The sequence below is a fragment of the Novosphingobium mathurense genome (assembly GCF_900168325.1).
GTDB lineage: Bacteria > Pseudomonadota > Alphaproteobacteria > Sphingomonadales > Sphingomonadaceae > Novosphingobium > Novosphingobium mathurense.
On the sequence record NZ_FVZE01000002.1, the window covers coordinates 535,405 to 548,963 of the forward strand.

At 65.0% G+C, this 13,559-nt stretch carries 15 protein-coding genes; 10 read left to right on the forward strand and 5 right to left on the reverse strand.

Features of this window, described 5'->3' with window-relative positions:
* Positions 1-38: 38 nt before the first annotated feature.
* The gene (gene aroC, locus B5483_RS09400) at positions 39-1,121 is read right to left on the reverse strand and encodes a chorismate synthase (protein ID WP_054946843.1); all 1,083 of its coding nucleotides are present in this window, start codon (positions 1,119-1,121) and stop codon (positions 39-41) included.
* Between the two features lie 125 nt (positions 1,122-1,246).
* On the opposite strand from aroC, the gene B5483_RS09405 reads away from it, so the two are divergent.
* Complete coding sequence (locus B5483_RS09405) at positions 1,247-1,552, forward strand: antibiotic biosynthesis monooxygenase family protein (RefSeq protein ID WP_079730137.1); 306 nt, start codon at positions 1,247-1,249, stop codon at positions 1,550-1,552.
* A 2-nt stretch (positions 1,553-1,554) separates the two neighbouring features.
* Entirely contained in the window at positions 1,555-1,902 is a 348-nt protein-coding gene (locus tag B5483_RS09410) for an arsenate reductase (RefSeq protein ID WP_054946845.1), read from the forward strand.
* 13 nt (positions 1,903-1,915) lie between these two features.
* On the opposite strand, the gene B5483_RS09415 is transcribed toward B5483_RS09410, so the two are convergent.
* Both B5483_RS09415 and ubiG read right to left on the reverse strand, forming a co-directional pair.
* Positions 1,916-3,133 carry an APC family permease gene (locus B5483_RS09415; RefSeq protein ID WP_079730138.1) on the reverse strand — a complete coding sequence of 406 codons (1,218 nt, stop codon included), beginning with the start codon at positions 3,131-3,133 and terminating at the stop codon, positions 1,916-1,918.
* 26 nt (positions 3,134-3,159) lie between these two features.
* A complete protein-coding gene (gene ubiG, locus B5483_RS09420; protein WP_079730139.1) occupies positions 3,160-3,924 on the reverse strand; it encodes a bifunctional 2-polyprenyl-6-hydroxyphenol methylase/3-demethylubiquinol 3-O-methyltransferase UbiG in 765 nt (254 codons plus the stop codon).
* A gap of 65 nt (positions 3,925-3,989) precedes the next feature.
* On the opposite strand from ubiG, the gene B5483_RS09425 reads away from it, so the two are divergent.
* Positions 3,990-5,249 carry an aspartate kinase gene (locus B5483_RS09425; RefSeq protein WP_054946848.1) on the forward strand — a complete coding sequence of 420 codons (1,260 nt, stop codon included), beginning with the start codon at positions 3,990-3,992 and terminating at the stop codon, positions 5,247-5,249.
* Between the two features lie 121 nt (positions 5,250-5,370).
* On the opposite strand, the gene B5483_RS09430 is transcribed toward B5483_RS09425, so the two are convergent.
* Complete coding sequence (locus tag B5483_RS09430) at positions 5,371-6,669, reverse strand: acetyl-CoA hydrolase/transferase family protein (RefSeq protein ID WP_079730140.1); 1,299 nt, start codon at positions 6,667-6,669, stop codon at positions 5,371-5,373.
* 198 nt (positions 6,670-6,867) lie between these two features.
* On the opposite strand from B5483_RS09430, the gene B5483_RS09435 reads away from it, so the two are divergent.
* The 4 genes from B5483_RS09435 (at position 6,868) to B5483_RS09450 (ending at position 10,502) form a co-directional block, all read left to right on the forward strand.
* On the forward strand, positions 6,868-7,893 hold the full coding sequence (locus B5483_RS09435) for an NAD(P)H-dependent flavin oxidoreductase (RefSeq protein ID WP_079730141.1): 1,026 nt from the start codon (positions 6,868-6,870) through the stop codon (positions 7,891-7,893).
* 11 nt (positions 7,894-7,904) lie between these two features.
* Positions 7,905-8,759: a formyltetrahydrofolate deformylase gene (purU, locus tag B5483_RS09440; protein ID WP_054946851.1), complete on the forward strand. Its 855-nt coding sequence runs from the start codon at positions 7,905-7,907 to the stop codon at positions 8,757-8,759.
* Between the two features lie 68 nt (positions 8,760-8,827).
* Complete coding sequence (locus tag B5483_RS09445) at positions 8,828-9,229, forward strand: VOC family protein (protein WP_079730142.1); 402 nt, start codon at positions 8,828-8,830, stop codon at positions 9,227-9,229.
* 202 nt (positions 9,230-9,431) lie between these two features.
* A complete protein-coding gene (locus tag B5483_RS09450) occupies positions 9,432-10,502 on the forward strand; it encodes a GGDEF domain-containing protein (protein WP_079730143.1) in 1,071 nt (356 codons plus the stop codon).
* Positions 10,503-10,505: 3 nt separating this feature from the next.
* Here B5483_RS09450 and B5483_RS09455 read toward each other — a convergent pair whose 3' ends face one another.
* Entirely contained in the window at positions 10,506-10,970 is a 465-nt protein-coding gene (locus B5483_RS09455) for a protein tyrosine phosphatase family protein (RefSeq protein ID WP_079730144.1), read from the reverse strand.
* A gap of 95 nt (positions 10,971-11,065) precedes the next feature.
* On the opposite strand from B5483_RS09455, the gene B5483_RS09460 reads away from it, so the two are divergent.
* From B5483_RS09460 to B5483_RS09470, 3 genes are all read left to right on the forward strand, one after another.
* Complete coding sequence (locus tag B5483_RS09460; RefSeq protein ID WP_079730145.1) at positions 11,066-11,938, forward strand: dienelactone hydrolase family protein; 873 nt, start codon at positions 11,066-11,068, stop codon at positions 11,936-11,938.
* 230 nt (positions 11,939-12,168) lie between these two features.
* On the forward strand, positions 12,169-13,107 hold the full coding sequence (locus B5483_RS09465; protein WP_054946876.1) for an SPFH domain-containing protein: 939 nt from the start codon (positions 12,169-12,171) through the stop codon (positions 13,105-13,107).
* Positions 13,107-13,553, forward strand: coding sequence for an NfeD family protein (locus B5483_RS09470; RefSeq protein WP_054946856.1), 447 nt, complete (start codon positions 13,107-13,109; stop codon positions 13,551-13,553). The genes B5483_RS09465 and B5483_RS09470 overlap by 1 nt, the downstream gene beginning before the upstream one ends.
* Positions 13,554-13,559 lie beyond the last annotated feature (6 nt).

The window sequence follows — 13,559 nt, forward strand, 5'->3', positions numbered from 1 at the left end:
CCGCGCAGCACTTTCGCGCCTCACCCGGCCGATCGCGTTCAACCGCACTGGCCGCGATGCAGGAGCTTGTGGTCCGCCAGCACCAGCGCCATCATCGCTTCTACCACCGGTACGCCGCGAATGCCCACGCAGGGGTCGTGGCGGCCCTTGGTGAACAGTTCGGTCGCTTCGCCTTCGCGCGTGACCGTCGGCTGCGGGGTGAGGATCGAGCTGGTGGGCTTGAAGGCGACGCGCACGGTCACCGGCTGGCCGGTCGAGATGCCTCCGGCGATGCCGCCGGCGTGGTTGGCAAGGAAGTCGGGCCCATGTTCGCCGGGCCGCATCGGATCGGCGTTCTGTTCGCCGGTCAGACGTGCGGCCGCAAAGCCGTCGCCGATTTCAACGCCCTTGACGGCATTGATGCCCATCATCGCGGCGGCGAGGTCGGCATCGAGCTTGCCGTAGAGCGGCGCCCCCCAGCCTGCGGGCACGTTCGTCGCCACGCACTCGACGACGGCGCCGACCGAGGAACCGGACTTGCGCGCATCGTCGACGATCTTCTCCCAGCGTGCAGCGGCCTTGGCATCGGGGCAGAAGAAGGGATTGCGGCCGATCTCGGCGGGATCGAAGTTCGCCATGTCGATGGTGTCGCCACCGATCTCCGAGACGTAACCGAGGATCGAGACGTCATCGATGACGAGGCGCGCTACCGCGCCGGCCGCGACGCGGCTGGCGGTTTCGCGCGCGGAACTGCGGCCGCCGCCGCGATAGTCACGAAAGCCGTACTTGGCGTCGTAGGCATAGTCGGCATGGCCGGGCCGATAGGCCTTGGCGACGTCGGAGTAATCCTTCGAGCGCTGGTCGACGTTCTCGATCATCAGGCTGATCGGCGTGCCGGTGGTGCGGCGCACGCCGTCGGGCGCCTCGAAGACTCCGGACAGGATGCGGACCTGATCGGGTTCCTGGCGCTGGGTCGTGAACTTCGACTGGCCGGGACGGCGCGCATCGAGAAACGGCTGGATGAGCGCTTCGTCGATCTCGAGGCCCGGAGGGCACCCGTCGACGACCGCGCCGATCGCGGGACCGTGGCTTTCGCCCCAAGTGGTGAAACGCAGGATATGGCCGAAGGTGTTGACGCTCATGGCTTGCGCTTTGTCCCGACAAGGGCGGTTTGTCCAGCGTTTCGCGGGGTCCGTCGGCCTGAGCCTGTACCTGGGCTGCGTCATCGCCGCTTTCGCGAACTTGGCGAGTGGGATAGGGGGCTTGGATGTTCCTCGTCGTCTTCCGCAACCGCAAGCGCGCCGACATCGATGCGCAAGCCTATTCCCGTGATGCCGACGCGATGGAGGCGCTGGCCCGCAGCCAGCCCGGTTTCATCTCGTTCAAGAGCTATGCAAGCGAAGACGGCGAAGTCATCGCGCTGTCCGAATGGGAGGACGAAGCCAGCGCCCGGGCGTGGGGGCGCCAGGCCGAGCACGCAACCGTGCAGGGCCGCGGCCGCGCCGACTACTATCAGGACTACACTCTCTTCGCGTGCGATTCGCCGCGCATCCACCGCTTTGAAAGGAGCTGACATTGAGCCTCGAATTCTACGGCATTCCCAACTGCGACACCGTCAAGAAAGCGCGCAAGTGGTTGGAGGGGCGGGGGCTCGACTACACCTTCCATGACTACAAGAAGGAAGGCGCGGATGCGGCCAAGCTGGAGAAGTGGGTTGCCGCAGCCGGTTGGGAAAGCGTCCTGAACCGCGCAGGCACGACCTTCCGCAAGCTGCCTGAAGAGGACAAGGCCGATCTCGACGCGGCCAAGGCGGTGCGGATCATGGAAGCCAACCCGAGCTGCATCAAGCGCCCCCTGGTGGAACATCCCGGCGGCATCCTCGTCGGCTTCAAGCAGCCGGAATGGGAAAGCGCGCTGGGCTGAAGCGCCCCTCGGCTCAGCCTTCGGCTGACGTGCCGAAGACAGCCGCTGCGGCCCCGAGAACGGCGAGGGCGGAGTAAGTCGCAACCCGCCGATTGCGTCCGTCCTGCGCGCCGCCATACCAGGCACGCAGGGCGGCCAGAAGCGATTGCGCCGCATAGTAGAAGGCAAAGGCCCGCGAGGCGTAGGCGATGATCTCGAAGACGTTGGCGAGCCAGGTCATGGCGAGGCCGACGCCGACGAGAATCAGGTAAGTCGTCTTGCCGCCGACCTTGCCTTGCGTCAGTTCCCGCACGAGCCCGCCCGAACCATTGGTGTCCGCCACCGCCGCGCTGAACTGCGCGCTGAGCGCGGCCAGGATCAGCAGCGGGCCCAGAACGACGGAAACGCCGCGCATCATGTCGATGATCGCGGTCTCCTCCAGCGTGAACGAACCGCTTTCGAAGCTGACCGCCAGCAGCGCGACATAGGCGAGATAGATGCCGGTCGCGATCCACTGCGACAGGCGCATGGACCGCTGCCGTTCGTCGGGCGAGTAGTGCGAGCCGAGATAGCGCGACGTTTCGAAGCCCTGCACGGTCACGATCAGGCCGAACATCAGCTGGACGGAGCCGATGAAGCCCAGCTTCATGCCGCTGGTTTCGAGATGGTGGCCGTTCCATTCGACCCCGGCATGGACGCCCAGAGCGGCGATCAGCGCGGCGATGACCACCAGCTTGATCGATACCGTGAACTGCTCCATCCGCTCAAGCAGCGAGAAGCCCTTGGTCAGCCCCGCAGCCAGGATCACCAGATAGACGCCGGTGGTGATGGCGCGTCCCAGCAGGTCCGAAGGCGCGCCGAAGATGCGCGCGGCAAAGGCGCCGAACAGGTTGAGGTAATAGGCGACCGAAATGACGTAGGCGAAGGCCAGTGCCCAGCTGGCGATCCCTTCCACGCGATTGGCGAAATCGGTGTCGCGGTCCGGCTGGTCCAGACGGGCGATGTTGTAGCGGATCGCCGAACCGAAGGCGTAACCGGCAAGGCACAGCATCCCCATGGCGACGATGCCCCAGGTGCCGAAGGTATCGGTCAGGATCGGGCCGAGGATGAGAAAGCCGCTGCCTATGATCGAAGCGAGCGGCGTCACCGTGGCGCGCCACAGCTTGGCTTTCGCCAGGGGAGGAAAGAACAGCAGCGCAGCCACGGCGATGCCGGCCACGGCCATGGCGATGTCGATCATGTCGGCGGTCATCGGTGCTGCGTTCCCGACCGGAAGGGTCAGGCCGCGCGCGCGGTGACGATGTAGTTGAGGGACATGTCCGAAGAGAGGTGCAGGCCGCTCACCGGCGACCATGAAATCCCCTTGGGCTCGCCCATTGCGAGACCGGCTCCGGTGAGCAGTTCGCGCAGTTCTTCGGGCGTGACGAACTGGTTCCAGTCATGCGTGCCGCGCGGGACCTTGCCGAGGCGCTCTGCGGCCTCGACCAGCAACAGGCGCGAGGCGGGGGTGCGGTTGGGGCACGAGAGGATCATCAACCCGTCCGCTGCCAGTGCTCCAGCCAGTTCGCCCATGAACTGCGCCTTGTCTGCCACGTGTTCGATCACTTCCAGTGAGCAGACGAGGTCATGGTCCTTCAGGCCCAGCGCGCCGAGTTCGCCGTGGCGATAGTCGATGGCCAGGCCCATGGCTGCGGCATGGGCGCTGGCGGTCGCGACGTTCTCGGCCGCGGCATCGACGCCGGTGACCTGTCCGCCCAGCCGCGCGAGCGGTTCGCACAGCAGCCCCGCGCCGCACCCGGCATCGAGCACGCGCTTGCCGGACAGGGGGCGCAGTTCGTGCGAATCACTGCCGAAATGCAGGTCGATCGCCTCGCGGATGAACGAAAGTCGCACCGGATTGAGCTTGTGCAGCATCGCGGAGGAGCCTTTCGGGTCCCACCATTCGGCTGCCAAAGCCCCGAAATGTGCGGCTTCTTCAGGGCGGATCGTCGCACTTGCGGAAGGCTTGTTCACGTCAGTGCTCGTGGCAGTTGCATTGTTCATGGACCATCCCTAACAGCGCGCCGAACTCTTATCTACTCGCGCAATTTGACGGGAGCACCGGCACCTTGGCACGTATCGTGATGAAATTCGGCGGCACTTCTATGGCCGGGACCGAGCGCATTCGTCGCGTGGCGGGCATCGTCAAACGCCAGCAGGAAGCCGGGCACGAGGTTGCCGTGGTGGTTTCCGCGATGGCCGGTGAGACCGACCGCCTCGTGAACTTCTGCCGCGAGGCCAATGCCCTTTACGATCCGGCCGAATATGACGTCGTCGTCGCCAGCGGCGAGCAGGTTACTGCCGGTCTCCTGGCGCTGACGCTGCAGTCGATGGGCTGCAAGGCCCGGTCGTGGCTGGGCTGGCAGCTGCCGATCCGGACGGACGACGCCCACGCCAAGGCGCGCATCGAGGAAATGGATTCCGAGGCCGTGTTGGCCTCTATGGCGGGCGGCGAGATCGCCGTCTTCCCGGGATTCCAGGGCGTTTCGCCCGATGGCCGCGTGACCACGCTGGGCCGTGGCGGTTCCGACACTTCGGCCGTTGCCGTGGCTGCTGCGGTCAAGGCAGACCGTTGCGATATCTACACCGACGTCGACGGCGTCTATACCACCGACCCGCGCATCGTCGCCAAGGCGCGCAAGCTGCCTCTCGTCACTTACGAGGAAATGCTCGAACTGGCTTCGGTCGGCTCGAAGGTCCTGCAGACCCGTTCGGTCTCCCTTGCTATGAAGGAGAACGTACGCGTCCAGGTGCTCTCTTCGTTCATCGACGAGAATGCCCCGCCGGCCGACGACCTGCCCGGAACGATGATCGTCAGCGATGAGGAATTGGAAGGAAGCGACATGGAACGCCAGCTGATCACCGGCATCGCCGCCGACAAGAATGAAGCGAAGATCACCCTGACCCGCGTGCCCGACCACCCGGGCTCGGTTGCCGCGATCTTCGCGCCGCTTGCCGAAGCGAACATCAACGTCGACATGATCATCCAGAACGTCCCCAAGGACAAGGGCGAGACCGACGTGACCTTCACCGTGCCGCAGGCGGACCTCGCCCGCGCGCAGGCGATGCTTGAAGAGCGCAAGGACACGATCGGCTTCTTCCGCCTGATCGCCGACGACAAGGTCGCCAAGATCAGCGTCGTTGGCGTCGGCATGCGCAGCCACGCCGGCGTTGCCTCGACGATGTTCAAGACGCTGGCCGATCGCGGCATCAACATCCAGGCGATCTCGACCAGCGAGATCAAGGTCTCGGTGCTGATCGACTCGGACGAAACCGAACTGGCCGTGCGCGTGCTGCACACCGCCTACGGGCTCGACGCTGCAGCCTGATTTCCCGCCAGACCGGGCTTCGCGCTTTTGCGCGGACCCCGTGGCGGCATAACGCTATCGCATAATCGCGTTGGTCATCGGGCCGTGCGGTGAGTGGCTCGGCCCAAGCCAGGGTCGGGTTTCAGATAGCCTTGGCCAGCTTGTCCCGAAAGTGCGGATGGGCGAGGGCGATCATCGCCTCGGCCCGCTCTCTCAGCGATTTGCCGCGCAAGTTGGCCGCGCCGAATTCGGTGACGATCCAGTGGACGTCGTTGCGCGGCGTCGTCACCGGGCCTTCGAGGCGCGGGACGATGCGGCTGACGGTTCCACCCTTGGCGGTGGATCGGCAGGCGATGATCGAGATGCCGCCCTTCGAAGCATTGGCGCCGCGCACGAAATCGAGCTGTCCGCCCGAGCCCGAGTACTGGTGCCCCATCATGTGCTCGGAATTGCACGCGCCCGACAGGTCGACCTGGAGCGTCGCGTTGACCGAGACGACATTGTCGTTCTTGGCGATGTGGCGCGGGTCGTTCACGAGGTCGACCGGTAGCGAATAGATCGCCTGATTGTCGTCGAGCCATTCGTAGAACGGGGTATCGCCCATCGCGAAAGTGAAGATGCTGCGGCCCGGGAAGGTGGCCTTGCGGCGATTGTTCACAGCCCCGCACTGCATCAGCCCGGCGAGCGCGGGCGTGAGAAGTTCGGTATGGATGCCCAGATCCCTGCGACTCTTCAGGCGGCTGCAGACGGCGGCGGGCAGATTGCCGATGCCCATTTGCAGGCAGGCCCCGTCGTCGATCATCCCGGCGACGATCTGCGCGATAGCCTCGTCCTCTGGAGCTGCGGTGCGATCGCCTACGGCGATCAGCGGTGACCGGTTCTCGACGATCGCGTCGATCTCCGAGACGTGCAGCGGCGATTCGCCGAAGACGCGCGGCATCAGCGGATTGACCTCGACGATCAGCTTCTTTGCCGCGCGTGCCGCAACCGAGGTGTAGTCGTTCGCCGTGCCGAAGGTGAAATAGCCATGTTTGCCCATGGGGGAGACCATTGTGACGCAGGCGTCGAGCGATACGTCCTCACGCAGGAGCTGCGGCGAGGCGCTGAAGGCGGTGGGCACGAATTCGATCAGATCGTCGCAACGCGCCGGATCGTTCTTCATCAGGCTGCGCTCGACGCTGGACAGGAACATGCAGTGTGGACGTACCCGGTCGAGCAGGTCGCGCCGCAGCACGCTTCCGGCCGCGTGGGTCATCGAGTGGAAGTACCACAGGCGCAGGGCGGAAAGGTCACGTGCCTCGATGCGCCGGGCGATTTCGGCAAGCAGTGCCGGTGGCTCGGCAACGGCCATGCCCATGGCGACGTCGCTGTCGGCAACGAGAAGCCGCGCCGCGTCCCGCGCGGACATCAGCTTCGAGCGATAGAGTTCCTGGACGTCCATTGCGTGCAAGGCTCGCATTGCCATGCGACAAGATCAAGTCGGCGGCCCCGCACGATGCCTCGGCGACGGACCGCATCGAACCTTCCGCAGCGGCTGAACACGCGAAATAGCCGAAGGCGAGGTGTTCTCGCCGCTTGTGCGCCGCGGCACGTCCGCCTATGGCCCATGCCCGGTTCAAAGCGGGTTACGGGAGCATCGATGGCCGCCTACTCCAAGACCTCTGCGCTGATGGCGCGGGGATGTGAATTCCTCGGCACCGAGCACGCGATCCTGTGCGGCGCGATGTCCTGGGTGTCGGAACGCAACCTGGTTTCGGCGATCAGCAATGCCGGTGGTTTCGGCGTGATCGCCTGTGGCGCGATGACGCCCGATCTGCTCGATGCCGAGATCGCGGGGACGAAGGCGCTGACCTCCAAGCCCTTCGGCGTGAACCTGATTACCATGCACCCCCAGCTCTTCGACCTGATCGAAGTCTGCAAGAAGCATGGCGTGGGCCATGTGGTGCTTGCCGGTGGCATTCCGCCCAAGGGCAGCGTCGAGGCAATCAAGGCGGGCGGCGCCAAGGTCATCTGCTTCGCGCCGACGCTGGCGCTGGGCAAGAAGCTGCTGCGTTCGGGTGCCGACGCGCTGGTGATCGAGGGCATGGAGGCGGGCGGCCACATCGGCCCGGTCTCCACTTCGGTTCTGGCGCAGGAAATCCTGCCCAATCTTGCTGCCGACAACCTCGTGTTCGTCGCCGGTGGCATCGGTCGCGGCGAGCTGATCGCCGGCTACCTCGAGATGGGCGCTGCCGGCGTGCAGTTGGGCACCCGCTTCGCCTGTGCCAGCGAATCCATCGCCCATGCCGATTTCAAGAAGGCGTTCTTCCGCGCCTCGGCGCGCGATGCCATCGCCTCCGTGCAGGTCGACCCGCGCCTGCCGGTGATCCCGGTGCGCGCGCTGCGCAACAAGGGCACCGAGGAGTTCACGGCCAAGCAGCTCGAAGTGGCTCGCCTGCTCGACGAGGGCGTCGTCGACATGGGTGCGGCCCAGCTCGAGATCGAGCACTTCTGGGCTGGCGCCCTGCGCCGCGCCGTGATCGACGGCGACGTCGAGAGCGGTTCGGTCATGGCCGGGCAGTCAGTGGGCATGGTCACCAGGGAAGAGCCGGTCGCCGACATCATCGCCGAGCTGTTGACCGAGAGCGAAGCGGCGCTTTCCAATCGCGGCGCCGCGGCAGCCTGAGGTTCGCACGCGTGGCCCAGCCCCTGATCCTTGCACTGTCCTGCAACGACCGTCCGGGCATCGTCGCCCGCGTTACCGGCTATCTCGCGCAGATGGGCGGCAACATCATCGAGGCGCAGCAGTTCAACGACCTGGATGAAGACAAGTTCTTCATGCGCGTCGCCTTCGATCCGGGTTCGGCCGATCGCGAGGAGATCCGCGAGGGCTTCGGTGCCATTGCGCACGAATACGGCATGGCCTGGTCGATGGTGCGCCGCGACCGGCCGCGCCGTGTGCTGCTCATGGTCAGCAAGTTCGACCACTGTCTTGTCGACCTGCTCTATCGCCAGCAGATCGGCGAAATCGCGATGCAGGTGGTAGGCATTGTCAGCAACCATCCGCGCGATGCGATCAATGCCCAGATGATCGGAGACATTCCTTTCCACCACTTGCCGGTGACGAAGGAAACCAAGGCCGAACAGGAAGCGCAGGTTCGCGCTCTGGTGCAGGAAAGCCGCGCCGAGCTCGTGGTTCTGGCGCGCTACATGCAGATCCTCTCGGACGAAATGGCCTCGTTCCTTTCGGGCCGCTGCATCAACATCCACCATTCGTTCCTGCCCGGCTTCAAGGGGGCCAAGCCCTATCACCAGGCGCATGCGCGCGGGGTGAAGATGATCGGTGCGACCGCGCACTACGTGACCGCCGACCTCGACGAAGGGCCGATCATCCACCAGGACGTCGAAGCGGTGACTCACGCCGACACGCCTGAGGACATGGTACGCAAGGGCCGTGACATCGAGCGGCGCGTGCTGGCCGAGGCGGTGCGCCTGCACCTGGAGGACAGGGTCCTGCTCAACGGCAGCCGTACGGTGGTTTTCCGCAGCTGAGCGACGCGGCCCTTGTCCGGGACGGTCCGCAAGGCCATGCTCGGCTGGAAATCCAGCGGAGCAACGTCATGACAGTCAGTGGCATCGACCACGTCAACATCCTTACCGACGATCTGGAAAAGTCGGCGTCGTTCTACGAGACCGTCCTGGGGTTGACGCGCAGCGAAAACCCGGCGATCGCCAGCGGCGTTGCCGGGTACTGGATGCGGGACGTGACCGGTGCCCCTATCGTGCACCTCATCGACCGCGGGACCGTCTCGGGGCGCTACGACGCCTATCGGCCGGGCGAGCTGACCAACGCGCTGCATCACGTCGCCCTGCGCTGTGCAGGCTTCGCAGCGATGTGCGCGCGGCTGGACGAACTGGGCTGCGCCTATCGCGTCAACGACCTGTCCCATATCAATATCATGCAGATCAACCTGCGTGACCCCAACGCGGTCAACCTCGAGTTGAATTTCGCCGACACCTGAGACGGATCAGCGGACGCAGCGGGCACCGGCTTGCCAAATAGTCTCATGAGATGGTTGATGGCAATCGATTGCAATTTTTCATTCATTCTTTCTAGATATAGGGGCTGTTACTTAGAGCGCCCAAGTGAACGGTCTGTTCGAGATAGATGGTGCACGGTAATTCGGGGTTGATGGCAAGTTGGGGGGCAATTCGTTGAGTATCATGCGGTTTCTGTCGGGCGGGCGCTCAGAATCAGCTTCGTCGGCCGATCACTCCGTCGAACAGTCTCAGGCAGGCGAGGGCGCCATTTCCGCGCGTGATCTTGTCCGCAAGCAGTTGATGGAGGACATCGGCGAGTTCCTGATCGGCAACGATCTGGAAATTTCCGAGGCCAATCTTTCGGCAGCACTCGGCCTTTGCTCGGGCAACGACATCGGCCTTGCCAACCGGGTCGCCGAACGTAGCGCGAACGGGCTGCCGATCAATCAGGCCTGGCTCGACGAGCAGCGCAAGAATGGCGACGAGGCCATAAATCGTATCTCGGACAAGCTGGAGCGAACCCTCGAAAGCTTCGCCCAGACCAGCCGCAGTGCACGCGATACCGCCGCGCAATACAACACCGAGATGCAAGCGCAGGTCGACAAGGTCGATTCCGCTGACGAGCGCGAGGAAATCCGCAACCTGACGGCCGTTGCGATGGCGATGATCGAGCGCACGCGCCACCTTGAACAGGAAATGCGCCGCAGCGAGAGCGAGGCGGATTCACTGCGCGTGAGCCTGGCCAAGGCGCGGCGCGATGCCGAGCACGATCACCTGACGGGCTTGCCCAACCGACGCGCCTTCGAAGGTCTTCTCGAACGCCACTATCGCGAGGCGCAGCAGGAACTCGATGCGCTCAGCGTGGCCTTCTGCGACATCGATTACTTCAAGAAGATCAATGATACCCATGGGCACGATGCCGGCGACCGTGTGCTGCAGGCCGTCGCGACCACGCTTGCCAAGATCACTGACGACAACTGCCATGTCGCGCGCCACGGCGGTGAGGAATTCGTCATGCTGTTTCGCGGTCTGGGCAAGACGGCAGCCAAGGAAAAGCTGGATACGGTGCGCGAGGTCTTCGCCCGTCGCAAGTTCGTGAACCGGCGCACCGATGAGCCGATCGGAACGATCACCTTCTCCGGTGGCGTCGCCGACGTTTTCGCCTATCCGACTACGCGCGATGCGCTCAAGGCGGCGGACGTCGCCCTCTATTCCGCCAAGGAACAGGGCCGCAACCAGATCGTCGCGGCCTGATATTCAGCGTGGATCGTCAATGAAGCGGGCCCAGGCGGGGGCGTCCTTGTGGTCGCTTTGCGCCGGGTCCCACTGTACCTGCAGCAGGTCTCGCGCTTCGTCTTCGGGCATGCCGCGGACCTGCCGGTTCCAGCGATAGACGAAGGCCGATACGCGCCAGTTGAGGATGCAGTGGACGTGGACCGGCACCTCGGCCGCCGCTGCCATGGTCTCGCTGAAGGCCGCGAAATGCGCCTCGTCTGGGGCGTCGAACGGGACCGGGATGTGGCTGTAGGCGATTCCCGCCTCGGCCAGCAGCGCCGCCTCGTTCGCCAGCGCACCGGGCGAATCCGTTAGCGCGAGGTTGATGACATGCCGCACGCCCAGAGCCCGCAGCCGCTCGGGGTCGGCGGGCGACAGCTTGCCGGATGTCGTCAGGCGCGCATCGATGCGCTGCCAGCAGGGGATGTCGTCGGGATCGTTCGGCATGGGGCCATAACTCCAGAAGAAACCATTCGCTCGCAATCTCGCTAGCGGCTTGGTAACCTCTCGGCAAATCTCGACAATCCGGGAGACGTGGTTCGATGTGCGATGAATTCAGTCTAGCTAGCGAAGACGCCAATCTGGCCCGGCGCGGTCTGAGCCGTCGCCAGTTTGCGGCCATGGGAGCGACGATTGCCCTGGCGAGCTGTTCGAAGTCGGTCGAGGCCGGTGGCGGCAGCCAGGTTGCCGAGCGCATGGTTTCGATCGCCACGCCCGATGGCGTTTCCGATGCCTTCTTCGTCCACCCGTCCGAAGGTGCCCATCCCGGCATCGTCATGTGGCCCGACATCGCGGGCCTGCGCGAAGCGAAGAAGATCATGGCCCGCACCCTGGCGGCCGAAGGCTATGCGGTCCTGGTGGTGAACCAGTACTACCGGGGCGGCCCGGCGCCACTGCTGGAGAGCTTTGCCGAGTGGCGCACGCCCGAAGGGCAGGCCAAGATCGAGCCCTTGCGCGAACAGCTCACCCCCGCGGCGATCACCAGCGATGCCAAGGCCTATGTTGCGTTCCTCGATGGCCAGCAGGAAGTGGACAAGGGCCGCGGGATCGGCAGCAACGGTTATTGCATGGGGGGCCCGTTCACCGTGCGCACCGCGGCGGCCGTGCCCGATCGCGTGGGGGCTGCGGCCTCGCTGCACGGCGGGGGACTAGTGACCGAAGAACCGGACAGCCCGCACCGCCTGCTTGCGAAGACCGAGGCATCCTATCTCTTCGCCATCGCCCGCAACGACGACGCGCCCGATCCGCAGGTCAAGGTCGAGCTGCGCAAGGCCGCAGACGCCGCGGGCCGCCCTGCCGAGATCGAGGTCTACCAGGCCGATCACGGCTGGTGCGTGCCGGACTCGCCGTCATGGGATCCGACCGAGGCCGACAGGGCATGGAACCGGATGCTGGCCCTGTTCGCCAAGCTCTGATCCGGTTGCCTGTCGAACATGTGTCGGCGCGCCTGCGCGGCTTCGACAGGCTCGGCGCGAGTGAATGTCGAGGCGGCCAGTCGCCCCGATCGCATCTAACAGTCTTCCGGTTTTACTTGTCCGTTACGGCCCTGCCGCTAGGATCGTGGTTTATCGGCATGTAATGAGGGGATTGCGCCGTGACTGAATTTCTTATTGCCCTGATTGTCGTCGTGGTCGTCTTCCTGATGATGGGCGTACGCGTCGTGCGTCAGGGCTACGTTTACACGGTCGAACGGCTCGGCAAGTTCACGCTTGCGGCGCAACCCGGGCTCCATGTCATCATTCCTTTCGTCGACCGCGTCGGCCAGAAGGTGAACATGATGGAGCAGGTCCTGGACATCCCGGGGCAGGAGATCATCACCAAGGACAACGCAATGGTCGGTGTCGACGCGGTGGTGTTCTTCCAGGTGCTCGATGCCGGCAAGGCGGCTTACGAGGTGCACAACCTCTATAGCTCGATCATGGCGCTGACGACCACCAACCTGCGCACGGTCATGGGATCGATGGACCTCGACGAGACGCTGTCCAAGCGGGACGAGATCAATGCCCGCCTGCTGTCGGTGGTAGACCATGCGACATCGCCCTGGGGCGTGAAGATCACCCGTGTCGAGATCAAGGACATCCGTCCCCCGCTCGACATTTCCAATGCCATGGCCCGCCAGATGAAGGCGGAGCGCGAGAAGCGCGCCGAGATTCTCGAGGCCGAGGCGAGCCGGGCATCGGCGATCCTGCGTGCCGAAGGCGAAAAGCAGTCGCAGATCCTCTCTGCCGAAGGACGGCGCGAAGCGGCCTTCCGGGACGCCGAGGCGCGCGAACGCGAAGCCGAGGCCGAAGCGCGCGCGACGCACATGGTCAGCCAGGCGATTGCGGAATCGGGTTCGCAGGCGATCAACTACTTCATCGCCCAGAAGTACACCGAGGCGGTGTCCAAGTTCGCGACTTCGCCCAATGCCAAGACGATCCTGTTCCCGGTCGAGGCGACCCAGCTCATCGGCACGCTGGGCGGTATCGGCGAACTGGCCAAGGAAGCGCTGAACAGCAATCCGCCGTCTTCGCCCCCGGCGCCTCCGGCCCAGCCGCGCCGTGCAGCGCCGAGCGTGCCGCCTTCTGCCGGCGGTGACCGCTGATGGACGACCTGATGAACCTGGAGGTGCATTACACCTGGCTGGCCATCGGCCTCGTGCTGGCGATCGCCGAAATGGCGATCCCGGGGGTGTTCCTCATCTGGATGGCCGGGGCGGCGCTGATCACGGGACTGGTCGCGTGGATCGTGCCGATCGGCCTGCCGCTGCAGATCGTGATCTTCGCGCTCCTGTCGATCATCGCCGTGTTCACCGGCAAGCGCGTGCTCAGGGATCATCCGGTGGTGGCCGCCGATCCCAAGATGAACCAGCGCGGCGAGCGCGTGGTGGGCGAAACCGTGGTGGTGACGCAGGCGATCGAGGGCGGTTCGGGCCGCGTGCGGCTGGGCGACAGCGAATGGCTCGCCAAGGGCGCCGATGCCATCGTCGGCACGCGCCTCAAGGTTGTCGGGCATGACGGGGTGGTGCTGGTCGTCGAGCCGATCGGCTGAGCAGGG

What these genes read in the sequence shown, in the direction of transcription:
- aroC (WP_054946843.1), bottom strand. Translation starts at nt 1,121, where the DNA reads ATGAGCGTCAACACCTTCGGCCATATCCTGCGTTTCACCACTTGGGGC.
- B5483_RS09405 (WP_079730137.1), top strand. Translation starts at nt 1,247, where the DNA reads ATGTTCCTCGTCGTCTTCCGCAACCGCAAGCGCGCCGACATCGATGCG.
- B5483_RS09415 (WP_079730138.1), bottom strand. Translation starts at nt 3,133, where the DNA reads ATGACCGCCGACATGATCGACATCGCCATGGCCGTGGCCGGCATCGCC.
- ubiG (WP_079730139.1), bottom strand. Translation starts at nt 3,924, where the DNA reads ATGAACAATGCAACTGCCACGAGCACTGACGTGAACAAGCCTTCCGCA.
- B5483_RS09430 (WP_079730140.1), bottom strand. Translation starts at nt 6,669, where the DNA reads ATGGACGTCCAGGAACTCTATCGCTCGAAGCTGATGTCCGCGCGGGAC.
- B5483_RS09435 (WP_079730141.1), top strand. Translation starts at nt 6,868, where the DNA reads ATGGCCGCCTACTCCAAGACCTCTGCGCTGATGGCGCGGGGATGTGAA.
- B5483_RS09445 (WP_079730142.1), top strand. Translation starts at nt 8,828, where the DNA reads ATGACAGTCAGTGGCATCGACCACGTCAACATCCTTACCGACGATCTG.
- B5483_RS09450 (WP_079730143.1), top strand. Translation starts at nt 9,432, where the DNA reads ATGCGGTTTCTGTCGGGCGGGCGCTCAGAATCAGCTTCGTCGGCCGAT.
- B5483_RS09455 (WP_079730144.1), bottom strand. Translation starts at nt 10,970, where the DNA reads ATGCCGAACGATCCCGACGACATCCCCTGCTGGCAGCGCATCGATGCG.
- B5483_RS09460 (WP_079730145.1), top strand. Translation starts at nt 11,066, where the DNA reads ATGTGCGATGAATTCAGTCTAGCTAGCGAAGACGCCAATCTGGCCCGG.
- B5483_RS09465 (WP_054946876.1), top strand. Translation starts at nt 12,169, where the DNA reads ATGGGCGTACGCGTCGTGCGTCAGGGCTACGTTTACACGGTCGAACGG.
- B5483_RS09470 (WP_054946856.1), top strand. Translation starts at nt 13,107, where the DNA reads ATGGACGACCTGATGAACCTGGAGGTGCATTACACCTGGCTGGCCATC.